Below are 18,630 nucleotides of genomic sequence, written 5' to 3'. Positions count from 1 at the left end.
AGGAGGCGGAGTTAGAATGAACAAAAAATTATGGATTGCAGCGCTGCTGGTAACGGTTATGACAGTTGCTGCTGGATGTGGAAGCAAGCCAACAGCTGCTCCAGCTCCAAATCAGACTCAAGGTGCGGGAACAGAGAATAATGCGTCTGAGGATCAGAATGAGACGGATATTACTGAACCTGTAACTATGGATCCGGAGGATACAACGACAACGACACCGGATACCACTGAAGGCACTACGGAGGGTACAACGACTCCATCGGGTGGAACTACTTCAGAGAAACCTGGAACTTCCGAAAGTAAAGAGAAGAAGACCATTGAAGTGTACTACACAGATCTGGAAGAGTTGGAATTGCACAAAGCATCGGCAGATATTTCTTACGCTTCGGATGAAGCCAAGTACAAGGCTGCATTTGCGGCGCTGCAACAAAGCAAGGACGACAAACTCGTTCCGCTTTGGGCGAAAGAAATTGAATTGAAATCTGTTCAGTTCAAAGACGGCGCGCTTACCCTGGATATTCACATGCCGGATACAGCACGTCTTGGTGCAGGTGGCGAAGTGTTTGCCATTGATGCTTTGAAGCAAACATTCTTCCAGTTTGATGAAGTCAAATCACTTGATTTGCTGGTAGATGGCCAGCAATCCGAGAGTTTGATGGGCCATGTGGATCTTGAGCATCCAATGACACGATCCGAATAGGTTGTACAGCATGTTGTTTTACCGTGAATCTGCGGAATATCGGCCGTTTTACATGAGAGAGGGGAATCACAGGTGACTTTTAAATATAACAATCCATCACACTCTAAAAAAGTAGTTTCAGCCGTGCTTGCAGGCATGATGGCCCTTAGCGCTGGCGGAGCTGCCATGGCAGCAGAATCAACAGATACGGGGCAAGGCCAGACTGCAACTGTAAGCAATACAGCTGCACCAACCGGTTTGTTCAGTGATATCAAGGTCGGATATTGGGCTGAGAAACATGTGTACAAGCTGGCCTATCAAGGCATTCTTCTCGGTAACAACGGCCTGTTCCGTCCAGGAGACGCGGTAACACAGCAGGAAGCTGTGACGATGGCGATCCGTTTTATGAACAAGGAGAACCAGTTGAACGACAGCACGGCTACGGCATTACCGACAAATATGGAAGTGGGAAACTATTTCAAGCCATATGTCGCTTTGGCACTTCAACTGGGACTGATTGATAAAACCGAAGAATCTACTGTGGATGTATCCAAAACATCCTGGGGGCAGAAGCAGGCATCACGTGAATGGATTACAAAATTGCTGATCCGTTCGTTGAACAAAGATGCTGAAGCGAAAGCACAAAACAATCAATCTACCGGATTTGCAGATAATGATAGCATTTCCGAAAGTGGCAAAGGTTACATCAATCTGGCTGTAAGTTTGGATCTGGCCAAAGGTGTAGAAGGCAACAAGTTTAACCCAACGGGCTCTGTAACTCGTGCCCAACTTGCTACATTCTTTAGCCGCGGCGAAACGTTAACGGATACGAAGTATGCGAACACATCCACAGGTTATGTAACAGGATTAAAAGATGGGCAGATTACGCTTGTTGTGGACGGAAAAGCTGTTAACTTCGCAGTGAGTAGCAGTACGCCTTACTTTACAAAAGACAGTGAATCCCGTGCATCGTCTGCGGATGTGAAGCTGTATACAAAAGTTCAGATTGTAGGTACTACCGGTACGGCTTCCTATGTCGAAGTGGTCGATGCTACGCCGCAGGTAGAAAGCGTTGAAGGTACGTTTGCTCGTTCATTATCAGGTAATAAAATTGGCTTGTTTGTAGGCGAGAATTATGAAACGTACGGCTATGATGAGGCAACAGCATTTATGGATCAAAATGGAAATGCAATCAAACTGTCTGATATTACAGCAGATAGCACCATTGAAGTACAACGTGAGACGTTCTCGGCTGACAAAAAGACAGTTGTTATTCGTGTGAAGTCCGGTATTGTCAACAAAAGTGATAGTGGTGTCGTTGCTGAAGTAACGACTTCTGCCAAAACGGTTAAGCTTACCAATGCAGCCGGAACTACAGAGCAATACACGTATAACGATAATCTGATCATTCGATATCAGGACCGAATCCTTTCCTTGGCTGAGCTCAAAGCGGGAAGTGCAGTGAAGTATACGGTGAAAGACAGCATCCTGCAAACGATCGAATTGTCGCAAGGTGTAGAGCAGTCTTTACGCGGTACACTGGTGGAGATCGGTGGTAACCAGTCCACACTGACGTTTAAACGTGAAGGTGGATCGCTGGAAGCGAAGCTGCTGGTAGAAAAGCCTGAAGTAGTCATCAACGGAATCCAGGATGCAACGCTGAATGATCTGATTACGGACGCAACCAATGGAGATCAGGTTGAGCTTACGCTAAACTCTGAAGATCGTGTGACGCGCATTCAAGTAATCGGACGTCAGATGGAGCCAATGAACGGGGTTTCCGTTGTATCCTACAACAGTAAAACAAAAGTATTGACGGTTCTCGACAGCAATAAAAAACCGTTTGTATTCACGCTGGATGACAAAACGAAGCTGGACTACAACACAACGAAGCCTACACTTGCTGGATTGGAGTCTTTGTTAAATGATGGTCGCAAATTGGATCTGACGTATGTGGGAACTCGTGCGCTATCCGTTAAAGTGATCTACAAATACGAAGGCACAATCAGCAGTATTGATACTTCGGGCAGAAAAATCAGTTTGTTGTCTGGAAACCAAACGATCACGGTGCCGTACTCTACGGTTCCAACAATTGAGATCTACAACAAATCTGGAGCAAGTCTGAGTGATCTGAAGATCGGTGATAGTGTCACAGTTACGCTTGGTTCGAATCAGGACTATGTGCAGAAAGTGGCTTTGAACACCGTGGCTCAATTTGAAGTAGTCTCTGTAGAAACCAATGGACGTGTTCGCGTGAAATCGGACTCGCTGACAAGTCAGTTCTATGTCGATCAAGCGGTTTTGACAGGAGAAAGTGGTCAGACCATTACGGCGTCACAATTGACAGCGGGCAACCTGATTAACGTTACATTTGAGGGAACTACGCCTAAAGCGGTTCAAGTCGTTAAACGTACGCTTGCGGAGGTTACATCTGTTGATGCTTCGTCAGTTACACTGAAACTATTCAATGGTCAAAGTGAGACGGTTCCTGTTAGTGGTTCTGTAAAAGTGGTCAAATCAGGATCTACGTTAACCACTCTTGGCAGTCTCACTGTAGGTGACCGTGTTGAGATGACAAAGGATACGGATAATTCCACCCGTTTCAGAGTGTTGACGGTCATGAGCAAACAGTTCTGGTCTTATGATGGAGTCGGTAACCAAATTTTGGTTAAACGTGAGTCCACATCTGACACGAATTATCGTTTTGCACTGGGTACAGGCGCATTTGTTCACCAGGGTGACAACACTTTAAGCGTGCAATCTCTCAAAGATAATGATAATATTGTATTGTATCTCCTGAACAACGTTGTACTGGAGATCCAAAAACAGTAATCGTTTCTTTTCGAGGATCAAAAGAATGACCGTCTTGATGCGGGATCTTTCCCGTATCAGGACGTTTTTTTTGCAAGATTTTTGGGGTCCCCGCAAAGTACTCGAAAGAAGCTTCGAAGTAAGGCTCCACCTCGTGGAGTCATTTTGTGGGAGGTAGCTCTTCATGAATGCAGCCACTGTTAGGCATATACTTGAAACAATGGAAGCGATGTTTCCTGATGCACATTGCGAATTAAATCACAGCAATGCGTTTGAATTGACTGTAGCCGTCCTATTGTCTGCCCAGTGCACCGACGAAACGGTAAACAAGGTAACCGCAGACTTGTTCAAAAAGTACACCAGTCCTGCCGATTATCTGTCTGTTCCTCTCGAAGAACTGGAACAGGATATCCGGCGTATCGGTTTGTACCGAAACAAGGCCAAGCATATTCAGAACATGTGCCGAATTTTAATAGAGCAGTATGGCGGTGATGTACCGCAGGAACATGATCAGCTTGTGACGCTACCTGGTGTCGGGCGGAAAACTGCAAATGTCGTTGTATCCAATGCATTTGGAGTCCCGGCAATTGCGGTGGATACGCATGTTGAACGTGTATCCAAAAGGCTGGCACTGGCAGGTTGGGATGACTCCGTACTTGAAGTCGAGAAAAAACTGATGAAGCGCGTACCCCGGGATGAGTGGACTTTAACTCATCATCGGTTCATATTTTTTGGACGCTACCATTGCAAGGCACAAAACCCTCAATGTCATGTCTGTCCATTACTGGACATATGCAGAGAAGGTAAAAAGCGTATGAAAACGTCCCAAATCAGGAAAGATAAGGAACGTGCCACAACCCCAAAACGAAAAATAAATTAATGAGTAGAAGAGGATGAGTAATCATGAAATGCATTTCCGTGTACACTGACAATTTTGAGGCCTTCTCCGATATTTTTGAACAAATCGTTGAACAGGAAATGGCTGAAAACGAAGAAAAAGAAGTAGAAGGTATCACTGTAAGCCATTCTGGCGATGTGCCTGAACATTATCTCGAGCGTATGTCCACGAAACCAGAAGTGGTTGTCATGAGAGACAAAGGTCGTGACATTACGATTTTGCAGCATGGCCAAGTATTTGAAATTTTGCTGCCTTCGATGGAGAACGCTGTTTCTTAAGAGGTTTGGAATAATAAGATATGCTGCTTCTATGTCACTGGGTTATCCTTTTGAAGGTGATCCCATTGGGCATGGACGCAGCATGCTTCTTATGGAATACAATCGTTTCACAGATAAAACCGACAGGATCGGTTTTATTTTTTTATATGGAGAATTGCGATGTGCAATTTTCTTTGTCAGCCATCTTGCATTCAAACCGTTCAATTTCAAACTTGATAATGGTAAAATAAATGAATTACAAGATAAAGACATCGGACCAGATGTCAAATTAGAGGAGCCAGGGGGAAGGCCAGTCATGTCCAGAACAGATTACCCAGTAGAGATGGCCAAACCTCTGCTTCCACTGCGAGAAGCGATGGAGCAGACAGGGGACCATACAGCTGTACAGGCTTTAACGGATTTGATCAGTAAGGCGGAAATGAAACAGTTAACGATTGCGTTTTGTGGACACTTCTCGGCAGGTAAATCGAGTCTGATTAATAGTTTATGTGGCAAGCGGGTGTTGCCTTCGAGTCCTGTACCTACAAGTGCGAATGTAGTATCCATCCGTAATGGTGAGCCAAGAGCACTTATTTATACGTCATCGAACGTAAGCGCTGACAATTCAGCGGGAGTTCTTGAGGTTTCGCCAGAACAATTGGAAGAGTATTGCAAGAATGGTGGGGCATACACCTCCATTGAAGTATGGGATGACATTCCCCTACTGAAAAATGATGCGGTATTACTTGATACGCCAGGTGTGGATTCGACCGATCAGGGGCACAGCCTAGCAACACATTCAGCACTTCATCTTGCTGATGTGGTGTTCTATGTGATGGATTATAACCATGTGCAATCGGAAAGCAACCTTTCTTTTGCCAAAAGTCTATCCGATTGGGGCAAACCGTTGTTTCTTATCGTGAACCAGATTGATAAACATCGGGACCGGGAGCTATCGTTTGACCAATATGTTGAAGGTGTAGAAGCTATTTTTGCAGCCTGGGAAGTTCGGTATGATGGACTGCTGTTTACTTCGCTTCGGGACAAGGAGCATCGTTACAGCCAGTGGAAGCAGCTTCCTCAACTGATTGAACATATGATGAATGAGAAGGAAGGGTTAATCAAGCACAGCCTTGCAAGCTCTGCGAGCCATGTGACTGAGCAGCACCTGACTAGACGTGCGGAAGAACGCGAAGAGGAAGAGACAGCGCTCCTGGAGGAAGTAGGGGGCAAGGAAGGTATTGAACACCTGGAACGGGAGTTGGGTCTCCTGGATCAAAAGGAAGCAGAACTTCGTTCCAAACCATCACGGGAACGGGAGAAGTTTCGGGCGGAGTTGGAACCCCTTCTGGCAAATGCGAACCTAACCCCTGCCGATATTCGTACCTCTGCGGCAGCTTATTTGGAGAGCCGTAAACCCGGTTTCCGGGTAGGCTTATTGTTCTCTGGTGGCAAGACCGAGCAGGAGAAGCAGCGTCGGGCTGCTGAACTTGTGAGACTCTTGCAAGATCAGGCATCAGGACAAGTTGAGGTGCATATTCGTACCATGCTTAGACAGTTGGGTGAAGCACATCAGCTGTGGGGTGCTGAGTGGGAGCAGGCGCTGAACGCGGAGCTGCCTGCGGTAGATGAAGCACTGCTGGAGATGAAACGGAGCGCCAGTGCAGAAGTATCTCCTGAGTATGTGCTTCAATTCAGCAAAGATATACGGGGCGAGATTGAGGCCCGTTACCGCAGGTCGGCCATGATACTGGCCGACCGCTTGCTTGAAGCGCTGGGCGCGCAAGGCGAAGCCGCGCTCCAGGCGCTGGACGCCAGCCGCACAGCGCTGCTGGCGCAATCGGCGTCGGCTGCGCGCTACACGGCGCTACAGCGCGCCGCCGACGCCGAGGCAGCAGGGCTGCGCAGCCTGCTGCCGCCTGCGGGCCCCCTCACCTCCGGGCTATTGCCAGAGGTGCAGGGCCCGCCCGTGCCCGCGCACGAGCCGGGTGAAGCACCCGGCCCGCACACGGGCACGGCAGAGTCTGTGGCTGCGCAGCCACAGACTCCAGGGGCACCGCCGCCGCGCAAAGCGGCGGTGCACGGGCAGCCGGCGGCTGGCGCACAGCGCCGCCGGCGCCTGGACGCAGCGGCGGCACGGCTGGAAGCCGCCGCTGCGCTGGTAGAGCCGTACCCCGCCATGGGGTCGGCGGTACGGGATCTGCGTGCACGCGCGGCTTCGCTTGCGGGCGGCACGTTTACGCTGGCGCTGTTCGGAGCGTTCAGCGCCGGTAAGTCCTCCTTCGCCAACGCGTTGCTGGGCGAAGCCGTGTTACCGGTCTCGCCGCATCCAACGACAGCGGCAATTAACCGGATCATGGCTCCGTCCGGTGGCGCGGAGCATGGAACTGCCCGGGTCCGGATGAAGTCCCCGGACGCCTTCCAGGAGGATCTTGCGTATTCCTTCCGTTTGCTTGGACTGGGCGAGCCTGGGGCAGACTGGCAAAAACGCGTCAAAGCCCTTTCACCACAGGATGTGCATCCGGCGGGGCGCCCGCATTACAGCTTTTTGCAGGCAGCTGCAGCAGGCTGGGAGGATACCGCAGCTCAACTCGGCCAGGATGTGCTGGTGGATCTGAACGGATATCGTAACTTTGTCGCTAATGAGAAGAAGTCTTGCTTTGTCGACAGTATTGACCTGTACTACAGTTGTGATGTGACAGAACAAGGCATTGTCCTTGTAGATACGCCAGGGGCTGACTCCGTGAATGCCCGTCATACGGGCGTCACATTCAATTATATGAAGAATGCGGATGCACTCATTTTCGTAACGTACTACAATCATGCCTTCTCTCAAGGAGACCGACAGTTCCTGAATCAATTGGGACGCGTCAAAGACAGCTCGGCGATGGATCAGATGTTCTTTGTAGTTAATGCAAGTGATTTGTCTTCCTCTGAAGAGGAGTTGGAGCAGGTTCTTGACCATGTGAGTACTCAGCTGCGCAGTAATGGCATTCGGGCACCACGCCTATTTCCTGTATCCAGCATGCTGGCAATGGAAGGCAAGACGGGCAACGATGCGACATTGCTGGAGCAATCCGGCTTCATTCAGTTCGAGAAAGAATTTAACCGATTTGCAGGAAGTGAGCTTGCGGACCTTGCAGTTGGTGGAGCTTCTGAAGAGATCGCACGGGTGATAAAACGTCTGAAGACACGTGCCGAGGATGCGACTCAGGGGGAAGAGGTTCTACAGCGACGTCGGGATGAGCTGGGCTCAATCCAGGAACAGTCGCTTCAGAGGGTACATTTGCTTGCGGAACGGTCCATGAAGGCAGAACTGGCTCAGGAAACGTCTGAACTTCTGTTCCATGTGCGGCAGCGCCTGGGTTATCGTTTTGGTCTGTTCATGGCAGAAGCGTTCCATCCATCCGTTCTTCGTGAGGATCGCGGGAATCTGAAAGCAGCCTTTGCAGCCTGCGGTCGCGAACTGCTGCGCATGATTGCCATCGAACTGGAGCAGGAACTGCTTGCTACTACACTCCGACTCGAACAGGCGGGTCAGACTTGGCTGCACAAACAAGTGACCGAATGTGTAGATGAATTGAAACGATTATCCGGAGGAATGGATCTGTCGTTGCCGCTGAACGAACGCTGGAGTACACCTGTCCTGGACGAGGTGCGTTTGGAAGAACCTTCGGGTTGGAAAACATATCTGAGTTATTTCCGTAATCCGAAACAGTTCTTCGAAGGAGATGGACGACAGCGGCTGCAGGAGGCACTTGACCCAGTTATTAAACAGATGGTGATCGATGTTCTGCCTGCTGCGGAGAATAAGCTGGTCCAATTCTATGACAACCAGCTTGGGCAGTCTTTGCAGCATCAATCCCGTCAATTGGAAGAGAGACTTGAGGAGGCCGTGAGTGCCCTCCATGAGACTCTGACCAGTGGAATTCCTGCCGAAGAATGGGAGAGTCTGTCTGTACAACTGGGGCAGATTGAATGTGAATAAAAGGTATTCAAATCCATGTCTGTATGTAAACGGTTGAAAAGCGAAATGAGATATACAGCGATATGTTGAAATGTTGTCGTTGTACCAAAAAAGGCCCCTGCCTCTAAAGGTATACAGGGAGCCTTTTTTGGTACGAACAACCTGAAAGGAAGAGAATATTCAAACATTTGATTGATAGGAGGGTATCTACCTCCCTTAATGACGCATTAAGGTGAAAGTAGCCTGAATATGGTCGCTTATTCGCTTTGCCGCGAAGGGGGGACGGTGATAAACTTCATAAATGTTCATACTGATTTTGAACGATATAAGAGGAGGAGAGACATGGATGTTCTCAGGCAATTGCAGATCTTTTTCTGGGAGAAGCGCTCGTATTTATTTTTATCGATCTTATGCCTCGCCATAGCGACCGCGCTTGGACTGGTGTATCCGAACATGCTAAGGATACTGATTGATGACGTCATCACTCCGCGCAATTTTGAAGACGTTCCCAAACTTGCTTTAACGGTATTAGGTGTCGTTATTTTGAAAGCGGGAATGCAATTTTTACACGGTCTTTTTGGAGGGCGTCTCGGAAACTTCTTGGCGTACCGACTTCGTAACGCTTGTTACGAAAAGCTTCAATTTTTATCCTTCCGGTATTACGACACGGCCAAAACGGGAGACTTGATGTCCCGCCTCACGGGAGATCTCGAAGCGATCCGTAACTTTATCGGATTTGGCTTCGCTCAAATTCTCAACATGGTTCTGATGGTCGTATTCGGCGCAATCATGATGATGACCATGAGTTGGAAGCTTACCTTGCTAACGCTCATATGTATTCCTCTGCTTGCCTTCGTTGCGCTGAGATTCGAATCCCGAATTCACCCTGCATTCCAAGAAATGCGGCTGGCACTCAGCTCTTTGACGACAGCAGTACAGGAGAATATTACAGGTGTGCGTACTGTAAAGTCATTTGCACGTGAGCCTCACGAAGTGGAGAAGTTTGCCGTCCGTAACGAGCGTTATAAAACGAACCAGATTCATGCAGCAACATTATGGAGTCAATACTTTCCGATCATGGAGATTCTCGCTTCGGTCAGCGTAGTTCTTCTGCTCCTCATTGGCGGAAACATGGTTATTCAGAAAACGTTAACACTCGGTGAACTCGTTGCCTTTTTCAGTTTGATCTGGTACATAATCGGTCCAATGTGGAACCTTGGATTCCATATCAATAACTACACGCAATCCAAAGCATCGGGTGAACGGGTGTTGGAACTTTTGAATACGCCGGTAGATGTACAAGAGACAGAAGATCCGGTCATTGTAGAGGCTGATCAAGTCAAAGGGCATGTGGCCTTTGAATCCGTTACCTTTGCTTACGGCAATAAAATGCCGGCAGTGACCGATATTAACTTTGATGCGCCACCAGGCTCCGTCATTGGCTTCCTGGGAGGAACAGGCTCGGGTAAATCAACTATTATTCAGCTCCTGATGCGTGCATACAACGTGAACTCGGGCACCATCAAGCTGGACGGCAAGAATATTAAGGACATTGGAATTCGCAGCCTGCGGAGTCAGATTGCTTCTGTGTTCCAGGAAACGTTCCTGTTCTCTTCCAGCATTCGCAACAACATTTCATATGGACTCAAAAATGTAACCATGGATGAAATTATCCGTGCAGCCAAACTGGCCAAAGCACATGAATTCATCATGGAATTCCCTGAAGGATACGATACGGTCGTCGGGGAGCGGGGAATGGGCTTGTCGGGAGGACAAAAACAGCGGATTGCAATTGCTAGAGCTCTGCTGAAAAACCCGAAAATTCTCGTTCTGGATGATGCAACCAGTGCAGTCGACATGGAGACCGAACATGAAATTCAATCCGGATTCCAGGAAGTCATGCGTGGAAGAACGACGTTTATCATTGCGCATCGGATCTCTTCCTTGCGTCACGCAGATGAGATTCTGGTACTGGATGAAGGACGTGTCGTTCAACGTGGCACACACAAACGTCTCATTGAAGAGCCTGGACCTTACCGGGACGTATATGAGATTCAATACGCAGATTATATTGCCCGCGGTAAGCGGGAGGCTGGGGAGCAGGTGAATTCATGAGTGCCGAAACGGTAGCCGATAGGCGCGAGGTCAAAGAGACCTCTGATAAGAAAATGAATGAACGTTTTGTATATCAGGACGACGAAATAATTGAAAAACCGTTTAACTGGCGTGAGTTCGGACGTTTGTTCGCTTACATGAAACCTTATGCAAGACAACTCTTGCCACTCATTATTCTAATGATGATTTTGGGTACCATTACGAAATTGTCCGTTCCATTTTTGATCAGTTTGGCGATTGATAAAGCAATTGCACCTGCAACGGGTTTGCCAAGCTTGACGATGCTTTATATTATTGCTGGTTCTGTACTTGTGTTGTATCTGATTCAATGGGCGGCTAATACGTACCGAATCAAATTGACGAACATTATCGGGCAACGGGTCATTTACGATCTTCGCTCGGATTTGTTCAAACACATCCAGAAGCTGTCCTTTAACTTCTTTGACAAAAGACCTGCGGGCTCGGTATTGGTGCGTGTCACCAATGATATCAACTCCCTGCAGGATCTGTTCACCAACGGTGCGGTCAATGTCATGATTGACTGTGTGCAGTTGTTGGGGATTATCGTCATTTTGCTGCTGATCAACTGGAAACTGGGCCTCGCGGTCATTATTACGGTTCCGCTCATGTTTATTATTTCGACCAAACTGCGTGTGCTGATCCGCCGTGCCTGGCAGGATGTACGTATGAAGAACTCACGCATCAACTCCCATTTGAATGAATCCATTCAGGGGATTCGTGTGACTCAGGCCTATACGCAGGAAAAAGAAAACATGAAGTATTTTGACAACATGAATCTGTCGAGCAAAAAATCATGGGATAGAGCATCGGCCATGAACCAAGGCTTTGGTCCTCTGATTGAAATTACGGGCGGCTTCGGTACGTTAATCCTGTTCTGGTTTGGTGCTTATCTGATTCAAGAAGGGCAGCTGACAATCGGATTGCTCGTAGCTTTTGCTAACTATGTCGGCAACTTCTGGGACCCGATTAACCGTCTGGGACAGATGTACAATCAGTTGCTCGTTGCCATGGCTTCCTCCGAACGGATTTTTGAGTTTATGGATGAGGAGCCAAGTATTGCGGATAAACCTGGAGCCAAGCCGCTTGCTTCTATTAAAGGAGATATTGTATTCGACAATGTGGTGTTTGAATATGAGAAGGGCAGACAGGCGCTGAAGGGAATCAGTTTCGCTGCAGATGCCGGACAATCGATTGCACTTGTAGGTCATACGGGTTCAGGTAAAAGTACCATTATCAATCTTATCAGCCGATTCTATGACATATCAGGCGGACGTCTTACTATTGATGGTCAGGATGTAAGGGATGTAACGGTTGAAAGTCTGCGCAGCCAGATCAGTATTGTGTTGCAGGACACGTTTATCTTCTCTGGCACCATTCGGGATAATATTCGTTTTGGACGGCTTGATGCAACCAATGAAGAAGTGGAAGAAGCTGCGAAGGCAGTTAATGCCCATGAATTTATTATGAAGCTGCCGGGTGGATACGATACGGAAGTCGAAGAACGCGGGAATGTATTATCAATGGGACAAAGGCAATTGTTATCCTTTGCCCGTGCCTTGCTGGCTGACCCTCGAATCTTGATTTTGGATGAAGCGACTGCCAGTATCGACACCGAAACGGAGCTTAAAATTCAGGAGGCTTTGAAAGTGCTGCTGCAAGGAAGAACTTCCTTTATGGTGGCCCACCGTCTCTCCACGATCCGAAATGCGGATAACATTATCGTGCTAGATCATGGTGAAATCAAGGAAGAAGGAAACCATGAGCAACTTATCCAGAAACAAGGAGTTTATAATGGGTTAATAGAAGCTCAATACAGATTTTTGTAAAAATTGATCGAAAAAACACAAAAAATCTTGTAAAATTCACAAGAAAAATAGGGAGCACTCTTGCATTCTTTAACCAAAACCCCGAAAATAGAGAGATAGATATAGAAGATTTCTCTTTGGGAGGATTGGAAAGAACATGTGGGGTGCTCCATTTTCGGCTCAAGCCAAAAAAATGCTGCTACTGGGCAGCGGAGAATTGGGAAAAGAGGTCGTTATTGAGGCTCAACGACTGGGAGTAGAGACGATCGCTGTTGATCGTTACGAAAACGCACCTGCCATGCAGGTTGCGCATCGGTCTTACTGCATCGACATGTTAAATGCCGAAGCTCTGAAACAATTGATCCGAAAGGAACAACCTCATTACATCGTACCTGAGATTGAAGCAATCGCAACAGAAGCTTTACTCGAGCTTGAGGAAGAAGGATTTTGTGTCGTTCCTACGGCCCGTGCTGCCCGTTTAACGATGGATCGCGAAGGCATCCGCCGTCTGGCAGCCGAACAATTGAACCTTCCGACAGCGGCCTATCTTTTTGCGGACAACCTGGAACAACTTCAGGAAGCTGTTCGTGAATTGGGTACACCATGCGTCATCAAACCACTAATGAGTTCTTCCGGTAAAGGGCAGAGTGTATGCCGTACATCGGATGACGTAGAGGATTGCTGGAACATTGCTCTTTCGGGAGCACGTGGCAAATCCGTACGTGTCATTGTGGAAAGCTTTGTGAAGTTTGACAGCGAAATTACGCTGCTCACTGTTAGATCTGTCTCAGGGACTGTATTTTGTCCTCCGATCGGTCATATTCAGAAAGATGGGGATTATGTCGAATCGTGGCAGCCTCATGCGATGACACCAGAGCAATGGGAACAAGCTTGTCATATTGCCAAGTTGGTTACGGATGAACTCGGTGGTTATGGACTGTTCGGGGTCGAATTATTCCTGACATCAGATGGAGTTGTGTTCAGCGAGGTATCGCCTCGTCCGCATGATACAGGCATGGTTACTATGGTAACGCAAGATAGTTCCGAGTTTGCGCTGCATGTGCGTGCAATTCTTGGTTTTCCGGTCACAGGTGTACATTTACTGACACCGGGAGCTTCAGCAACGCTGAAGGCTAATGATGAAACATCTGACTTTACTGTAGGCGGGATTGAAGAAGCACTGGCGCTTCCTCGTACTCAGGTTCGTGTATTTGGCAAACCTGAGACCAAAGTGGGACGCCGAATGGCCGTAGCATTAAGTGCCGGCCAAGATGTGGAAGAAGCTCGTAAAACAGCGGTACAAGCCGCTAATATGCTGAAAGTGGAGGTAAATCATGTCCAATAATGTTGAGGCCCCTGTACTGATGATCCGAGAGTGTGAACTGCGAGATGCTGAAGCGGTAACGGGACTGATGCGAGAGGTCAGCTATCCCACAACAGCCAATGTCATGAAAGAGCGCATTGAATGTTTGGAAAGCAATCCAAACGCATGCATGCTTGTTGCCGAAGTGGATGAACAGATTATTGGTGTGATTGGCTTGCAATGTGTGCAAAGTCATGCCTATCCGGAACCTGCCGCACAAATTACGTCCTTGATTGTAGGGCAAGAGCATCGTGGGGGCGGAATTGGCCGTCGTCTGATGGCTCGTGCCGAGGATTGGGGCAGACAGCAAGGTGGGAAACAATTGTTTGTCACCGGAGCGAACCGTGAAGTGACTTCAACAACCTATTCTTTCTACGAGCATATTGGTTTCCAGAAGAGAGGCTATCGTTTCAGTAAAGTCCTTCTATAGAAAAAGAGTTTTATTATATCGCGATCTTCACGTTTTTGGTGTGGTGAATGATAAATAGAAGATAAGTGGCATTCGGCAAGCATTTCTTGTCCGGATGCCATTTTTTTATGCCGTATTTTAAAGTTGATGGTTGGGGTTTTAGTTGATATACCAGTGTTTTAAGAGCAAGTTGCAGGATATGGTGCAATGTACTATAAACCGTCCACGCCCCTTTGAAACAGGATTAAAAATGACAAAAAAGTTACTTTTCCATAATTTATGGGTTCACAATCTACTATTCAATTGATATACTCCTAGAGTATTAATTACAAAGTTGTCATAACTAATATTTCTAAGGAGATGAATGAATTTGAAGAAGAAATGGATGAAAACCGTGGTAACCAGCAGTCTGACAGCCGTACTCGCCGTAGGGGTTATGCTCCCTGCTTCCGCTTCTGCTGCAGATGCATCATATAAAACAACTACTAAAACTACAACGTTTAAAATTACGAGTGCGGATAGCTTAAAAGCGTACATTGAACAATGGCTGAAAGATAATGGTTACACTGTATCAACTGGCGAGGGGCAAACAACAGTAGAGAAGCCTGTAACACAACCTGATCAAACAACTAAACCTGATCAAACTACCAAACCTGCTCAACCGACAACACCTGCAAAACCCGTAACACCTGCAAAACCAACTCAAGAAGAGAAACCGGCAACTACACCAGCCAAAGATCCTTCAAATAGTGGAACTGGAACTGGAACGACTACAGGCAATACAGGAAACAGTGGTAGCGAGAGCACACAATCGGATTTTGCAGTTCAAGTAGTAAAACTTGTGAACGCTGAACGTGCCAAAGCTGGCCTGAGCGCATTGGCTTCCGACGCTCTTTTGGACAAAGTGGCTGTAGCCAAAGTTAAAGACATGAGCAACAACAATTATTTTGATCACCAATCACCGACTTATGGTTCTCCGTTTGACATGATGAAACAATTCGGAGTAACTTACAGCTATGCTGGCGAGAATATCGCAAAAGGGCAAAAAACACCTCAAGAGGTTGTTACAGCTTGGATGAATAGCGAAGGCCACCGTGCGAATATCCTAAGTAAAAACTTTACGAAAATTGGTGTTGGATTCTACAACGGATATTGGGCTCAAGAATTTATCGGTAACTAATTCATTTTATTGAAGAATATTTTGATTTTAGTTCAAAAAAAGGTTATGTCATCACAGCTCGAAGCTGTGCATGACATAGCTTTTTTTTGTAAAAGCATATTTGAAACTGAATTCTGCTTAATACAGCGGCAAAATTTGCAAATTAACGACAGAACATTTATGTTATTTAGAAAAAGCGTCATCTTAATGTAAAATCATTTTAAATTTTAAGCACCCAGCCAGGTGTACATGAGCGGAGATGTGATGAATGAAAAAAAGAAATCTTGATTCAGCGCCATGGATCTGGAGAACCATTAGTACAGTGTCCATATTAACAACATTGCTGCTGTTATTTGGATTTGGATACGCCATTAAAGACGTCATTTTTCCTGAGGGAGATGCCCAATTAGGTACAGGACAGCAGACAACGGCACCTGCAAAGGATAGCGGGCAATCAACACCTGTGGTGAAAGATGGCAAAATTCGAATGGCTGTAATCGGTGATTCCCTGGCAAGAGGTACTGGGGATGATGAGGGGCTTGGTTTTGTAAGGCGGGCAGGTAATTTGCTCAAAGATCAGGGATATGATGTGCAAGTGCTTAACAATATGGGTGTGAACGGTTTGAGAACAGACGCATTGTTGAGCAAGCTAGATGAACAAGGCGTACGTTATGTCTTACAACAGTCCAACTTTATTCTGTTGTCGATCGGAGCCAATGATCTATTCCAGGGTGGACAGGTTTTACAGGGAGAAGACGCGCCCACGGCAGAGACACTTGCTGCGGCATTACCGGAGACGTCGAAGCGTTTGCAGGAGATCTTGAAGAAAGTGAAAGAAATTAACCCTGATGCACAGATTGCCTACATAGGGCTATACAATCCGTTTGGGGATGTGAAAGAACTCAAAGAGCCAGGAAATGCGGTTGTAGCTGCATGGAACGATGCTGCAATGAAGGTTCTGAACAATGAGGACAAGATGACACTTGTACCTACATTTGATCTGTTTGAAAATCATCTGGGACAATATCTGTCCTCAGATCATTTTCATCCCAATGGAGAAGGCTACGAGCAAATTGCGGTTCGGATTGCACAGGAATATCAGGCAGAGACTCCAGCAGAAGGGAGCGGAAAATAAATGGCACAAGAACAGACTGATTCCGTATTGTCCGTGCAGCATCTGAAGAAAAAGATTGGACGCAAATGGATCATTAAGGATGTTACTTTTGACGTTAAACCAGGCGAAATTTTCGGTTTCCTGGGACCCAATGGTGCCGGGAAGACAACAACCATCCGGATGTTAGTTGATCTGATTAAACCGACAGAAGGTAAAATTCAAGTCTGTGGGTATGATGTCAACCGTGATCCTGAACGGGCCCTGAGATATGTGGGTTCCATTGTTGAAAACCCGGAAGTGTACACGTATTTGACCGGATGGGAAAATCTTGAGCATTTTGCCCGTATGCAGCCAGGCGTGGATAATGACCGTATTCAGGAAGTTGTGGATATTGTACGCCTCGATCAGCGGATTCATGATAAAGTAAGAACCTACTCTCTGGGGATGCGTCAACGACTTGGCATTGCACAGGCATTGCTTGGTCGCCCAAGGCTGCTGATTCTGGATGAGCCAACGAACGGACTTGATCCCAAAGGGATTAAGGAACTTCGCGTCTTTATCAAACAGCTTGCAAGTGAAGGCATGGCTGTATTCGTCAGCAGTCATTTGCTTAGTGAGATTCAACTTCTCTGTGACAGGGTGGCGATTATCAGTGCAGGGCGCGTGCTGGCAGTTGGCGGCGTCAATGAACTGATTGAAGACCATTCCAAATTGGCGATATGGCATGTTACTCCGCTGGAGGAAGGTAAAAAAATGCTGTTGAATGCAGGTGTTTCATTGGTGGATCGGCCTGCAGATGTTATGGACGATACCATTGTTGCAGGGCTTGGTCCGAATGCTGTCGTTGCTGAAATGCATGAAGATCGAATTCCGGCCCTAGTCCAGCAAATGGTGCAAGCCGGAATTCAGGTTGAAGGAGTGCAGCGGATTCAGCCTACGCTGGAACAGCTATTCTTAAAAATGACAGAAGGTGAATCCATTGAGTAACATCATGCCGCTGATCCGAAACGAAACGATCAAAATGGTAAAGAAAAAACGTCTTTATATTATTTTTATCGTACTCGCGGTCCTGGTTCCGATGTTTACGTATGCCCAGATGAAATCTGCGGAAAATAATCGTGACAAGTTTGGCGGCGACTGGCGGCTTGAGCTGCAACAAGCCATTACGGATAATCAGAACTCGCTTGGCAGTGACCGGGTACCTGAAGAATACAAAAAGTACAGGACTGTGTACATCCAGCAAATGCAATACTATCTGGAGAATGACATCAATCCGAAGGAGCCTGGCGGTGTAACTTTTACGCGGGAATTCATGAATAACGCCGTTGGATTGTTTATACCACTGCTCATTATGGCGATTGCCTCGGATCTGGTATCCGGTGAGCGCACCACAGGTACGATTAAAATGCTTCTGACCCGTCCGGTCAAACGTTGGAAAGTGTTGCTGAGTAAGCTCATCACGTTGATTATGTTCGTGTCGATTATTGTGGTGTCGGCGTACGTCATCTGTTATGTCATTTCGGGAGCGGTATTCGGATATAAAGGTTTCGGTATGCCGATCTTTACCGGATTCAAGGTTGTGGGTACAGATGTCGATATGTCAGCAGTCCATGCAGTGGACCAGTGGTTGTATATGCTAATGCAGGCAGGGCTCATCTGGTTCGTCAGTATAATTGTGGCGATGCTTGCCTTCATGGTCTCTGTGCTAGTGCGAAGTACAGCAGCAAGTATTGTCATCATGATGGCAGCACTCATAGCAGGAACTATTCTCACCAGTATGGCCGCATCCTGGCAGTCAGCCAAATATTTGTTCATGGTTAACCTCGAACTTCCGAATTATTTGTCTGGCGGATTGCCACCAATCGAAGGGATGAATTTAGGTTTTTCCCTTATTGTGCTTAGTGTTTGGGGCATTGCTTCACTCTTTGTGTCATTCATTGTCTTTACGAAACGGGATATCTTGAATTAAAATGGACAAGGATAAGAAAACATCTGTTTGCATTTTAGGCATTTTTTTAGTTGCAAGTTAAGA

The 18,630-nt window shown here is 47.0% G+C and carries 13 protein-coding genes; all 13 read left to right on the top strand.

From position 1 onward, the window contains the following. The first annotated feature begins 16 nt into the window (after positions 1-16). The gene (locus PTQ21_RS25150) at positions 17-700 is read left to right on the top strand and encodes a GerMN domain-containing protein (RefSeq protein ID WP_274567515.1); all 684 of its coding nucleotides are present in this window, start codon (positions 17-19) and stop codon (positions 698-700) included. 72 nt (positions 701-772) lie between these two features. Further along, the gene (locus PTQ21_RS25145) at positions 773-3,511 is read left to right on the top strand and encodes an S-layer homology domain-containing protein (protein WP_274567514.1); all 2,739 of its coding nucleotides are present in this window, start codon (positions 773-775) and stop codon (positions 3,509-3,511) included. A gap of 163 nt (positions 3,512-3,674) precedes the next feature. Then, positions 3,675-4,370: an endonuclease III gene (gene nth, locus PTQ21_RS25140; protein WP_063566827.1), complete on the top strand. Its 696-nt coding sequence runs from the start codon at positions 3,675-3,677 to the stop codon at positions 4,368-4,370. Between the two features lie 23 nt (positions 4,371-4,393). Then, complete coding sequence (locus PTQ21_RS25135; RefSeq protein ID WP_024630585.1) at positions 4,394-4,666, top strand: hypothetical protein; 273 nt, start codon at positions 4,394-4,396, stop codon at positions 4,664-4,666. A 295-nt stretch (positions 4,667-4,961) separates the two neighbouring features. Next, positions 4,962-8,633 carry a dynamin family protein gene (locus PTQ21_RS25130; protein ID WP_274567513.1) on the top strand — a complete coding sequence of 1,224 codons (3,672 nt, stop codon included), beginning with the start codon at positions 4,962-4,964 and terminating at the stop codon, positions 8,631-8,633. A gap of 321 nt (positions 8,634-8,954) precedes the next feature. Further along, positions 8,955-10,727 carry an ABC transporter ATP-binding protein gene (locus tag PTQ21_RS25125; RefSeq protein ID WP_063563179.1) on the top strand — a complete coding sequence of 591 codons (1,773 nt, stop codon included), beginning with the start codon at positions 8,955-8,957 and terminating at the stop codon, positions 10,725-10,727. Further along, complete coding sequence (locus PTQ21_RS25120) at positions 10,724-12,574, top strand: ABC transporter ATP-binding protein (protein ID WP_063563178.1); 1,851 nt, start codon at positions 10,724-10,726, stop codon at positions 12,572-12,574. Before PTQ21_RS25125 ends, PTQ21_RS25120 begins: the two co-directional genes overlap by 4 nt. A 136-nt stretch (positions 12,575-12,710) precedes the next feature. After that, positions 12,711-13,898 (top strand): formate-dependent phosphoribosylglycinamide formyltransferase, encoded by a 1,188-nt coding sequence (gene purT / locus PTQ21_RS25115; RefSeq protein ID WP_063563177.1) that lies wholly within the window; start codon positions 12,711-12,713, stop codon positions 13,896-13,898. Then, a complete protein-coding gene (locus PTQ21_RS25110) occupies positions 13,888-14,346 on the top strand; it encodes a GNAT family N-acetyltransferase (RefSeq protein WP_062328403.1) in 459 nt (152 codons plus the stop codon). The genes purT and PTQ21_RS25110 overlap by 11 nt, the downstream gene beginning before the upstream one ends. A 349-nt stretch (positions 14,347-14,695) precedes the next feature. Continuing rightward, positions 14,696-15,505 (top strand): CAP domain-containing protein, encoded by an 810-nt coding sequence (locus PTQ21_RS25105; protein ID WP_079694023.1) that lies wholly within the window; start codon positions 14,696-14,698, stop codon positions 15,503-15,505. Positions 15,506-15,752: 247 nt separating this feature from the next. Further along, positions 15,753-16,619, top strand: coding sequence for a GDSL-type esterase/lipase family protein (locus PTQ21_RS25100; RefSeq protein WP_274567511.1), 867 nt, complete (start codon positions 15,753-15,755; stop codon positions 16,617-16,619). Further along, positions 16,620-17,585: an ABC transporter ATP-binding protein gene (locus tag PTQ21_RS25095; protein WP_063563175.1), complete on the top strand. Its 966-nt coding sequence runs from the start codon at positions 16,620-16,622 to the stop codon at positions 17,583-17,585. Further along, entirely contained in the window at positions 17,578-18,567 is a 990-nt protein-coding gene (locus PTQ21_RS25090; protein WP_063563174.1) for an ABC transporter permease, read from the top strand. The genes PTQ21_RS25095 and PTQ21_RS25090 overlap by 8 nt, the downstream gene beginning before the upstream one ends. Positions 18,568-18,630: the final 63 nt, after the last annotated feature.

It is taken from the genome of Paenibacillus marchantiae, from assembly GCF_028771845.1.
Taxonomy (GTDB): domain Bacteria; phylum Bacillota; class Bacilli; order Paenibacillales; family Paenibacillaceae; genus Paenibacillus; species Paenibacillus marchantiae.
Note: the sequence above shows the minus strand (reverse complement) of the source record. Positions and strands in the feature narration are given on the sequence as shown.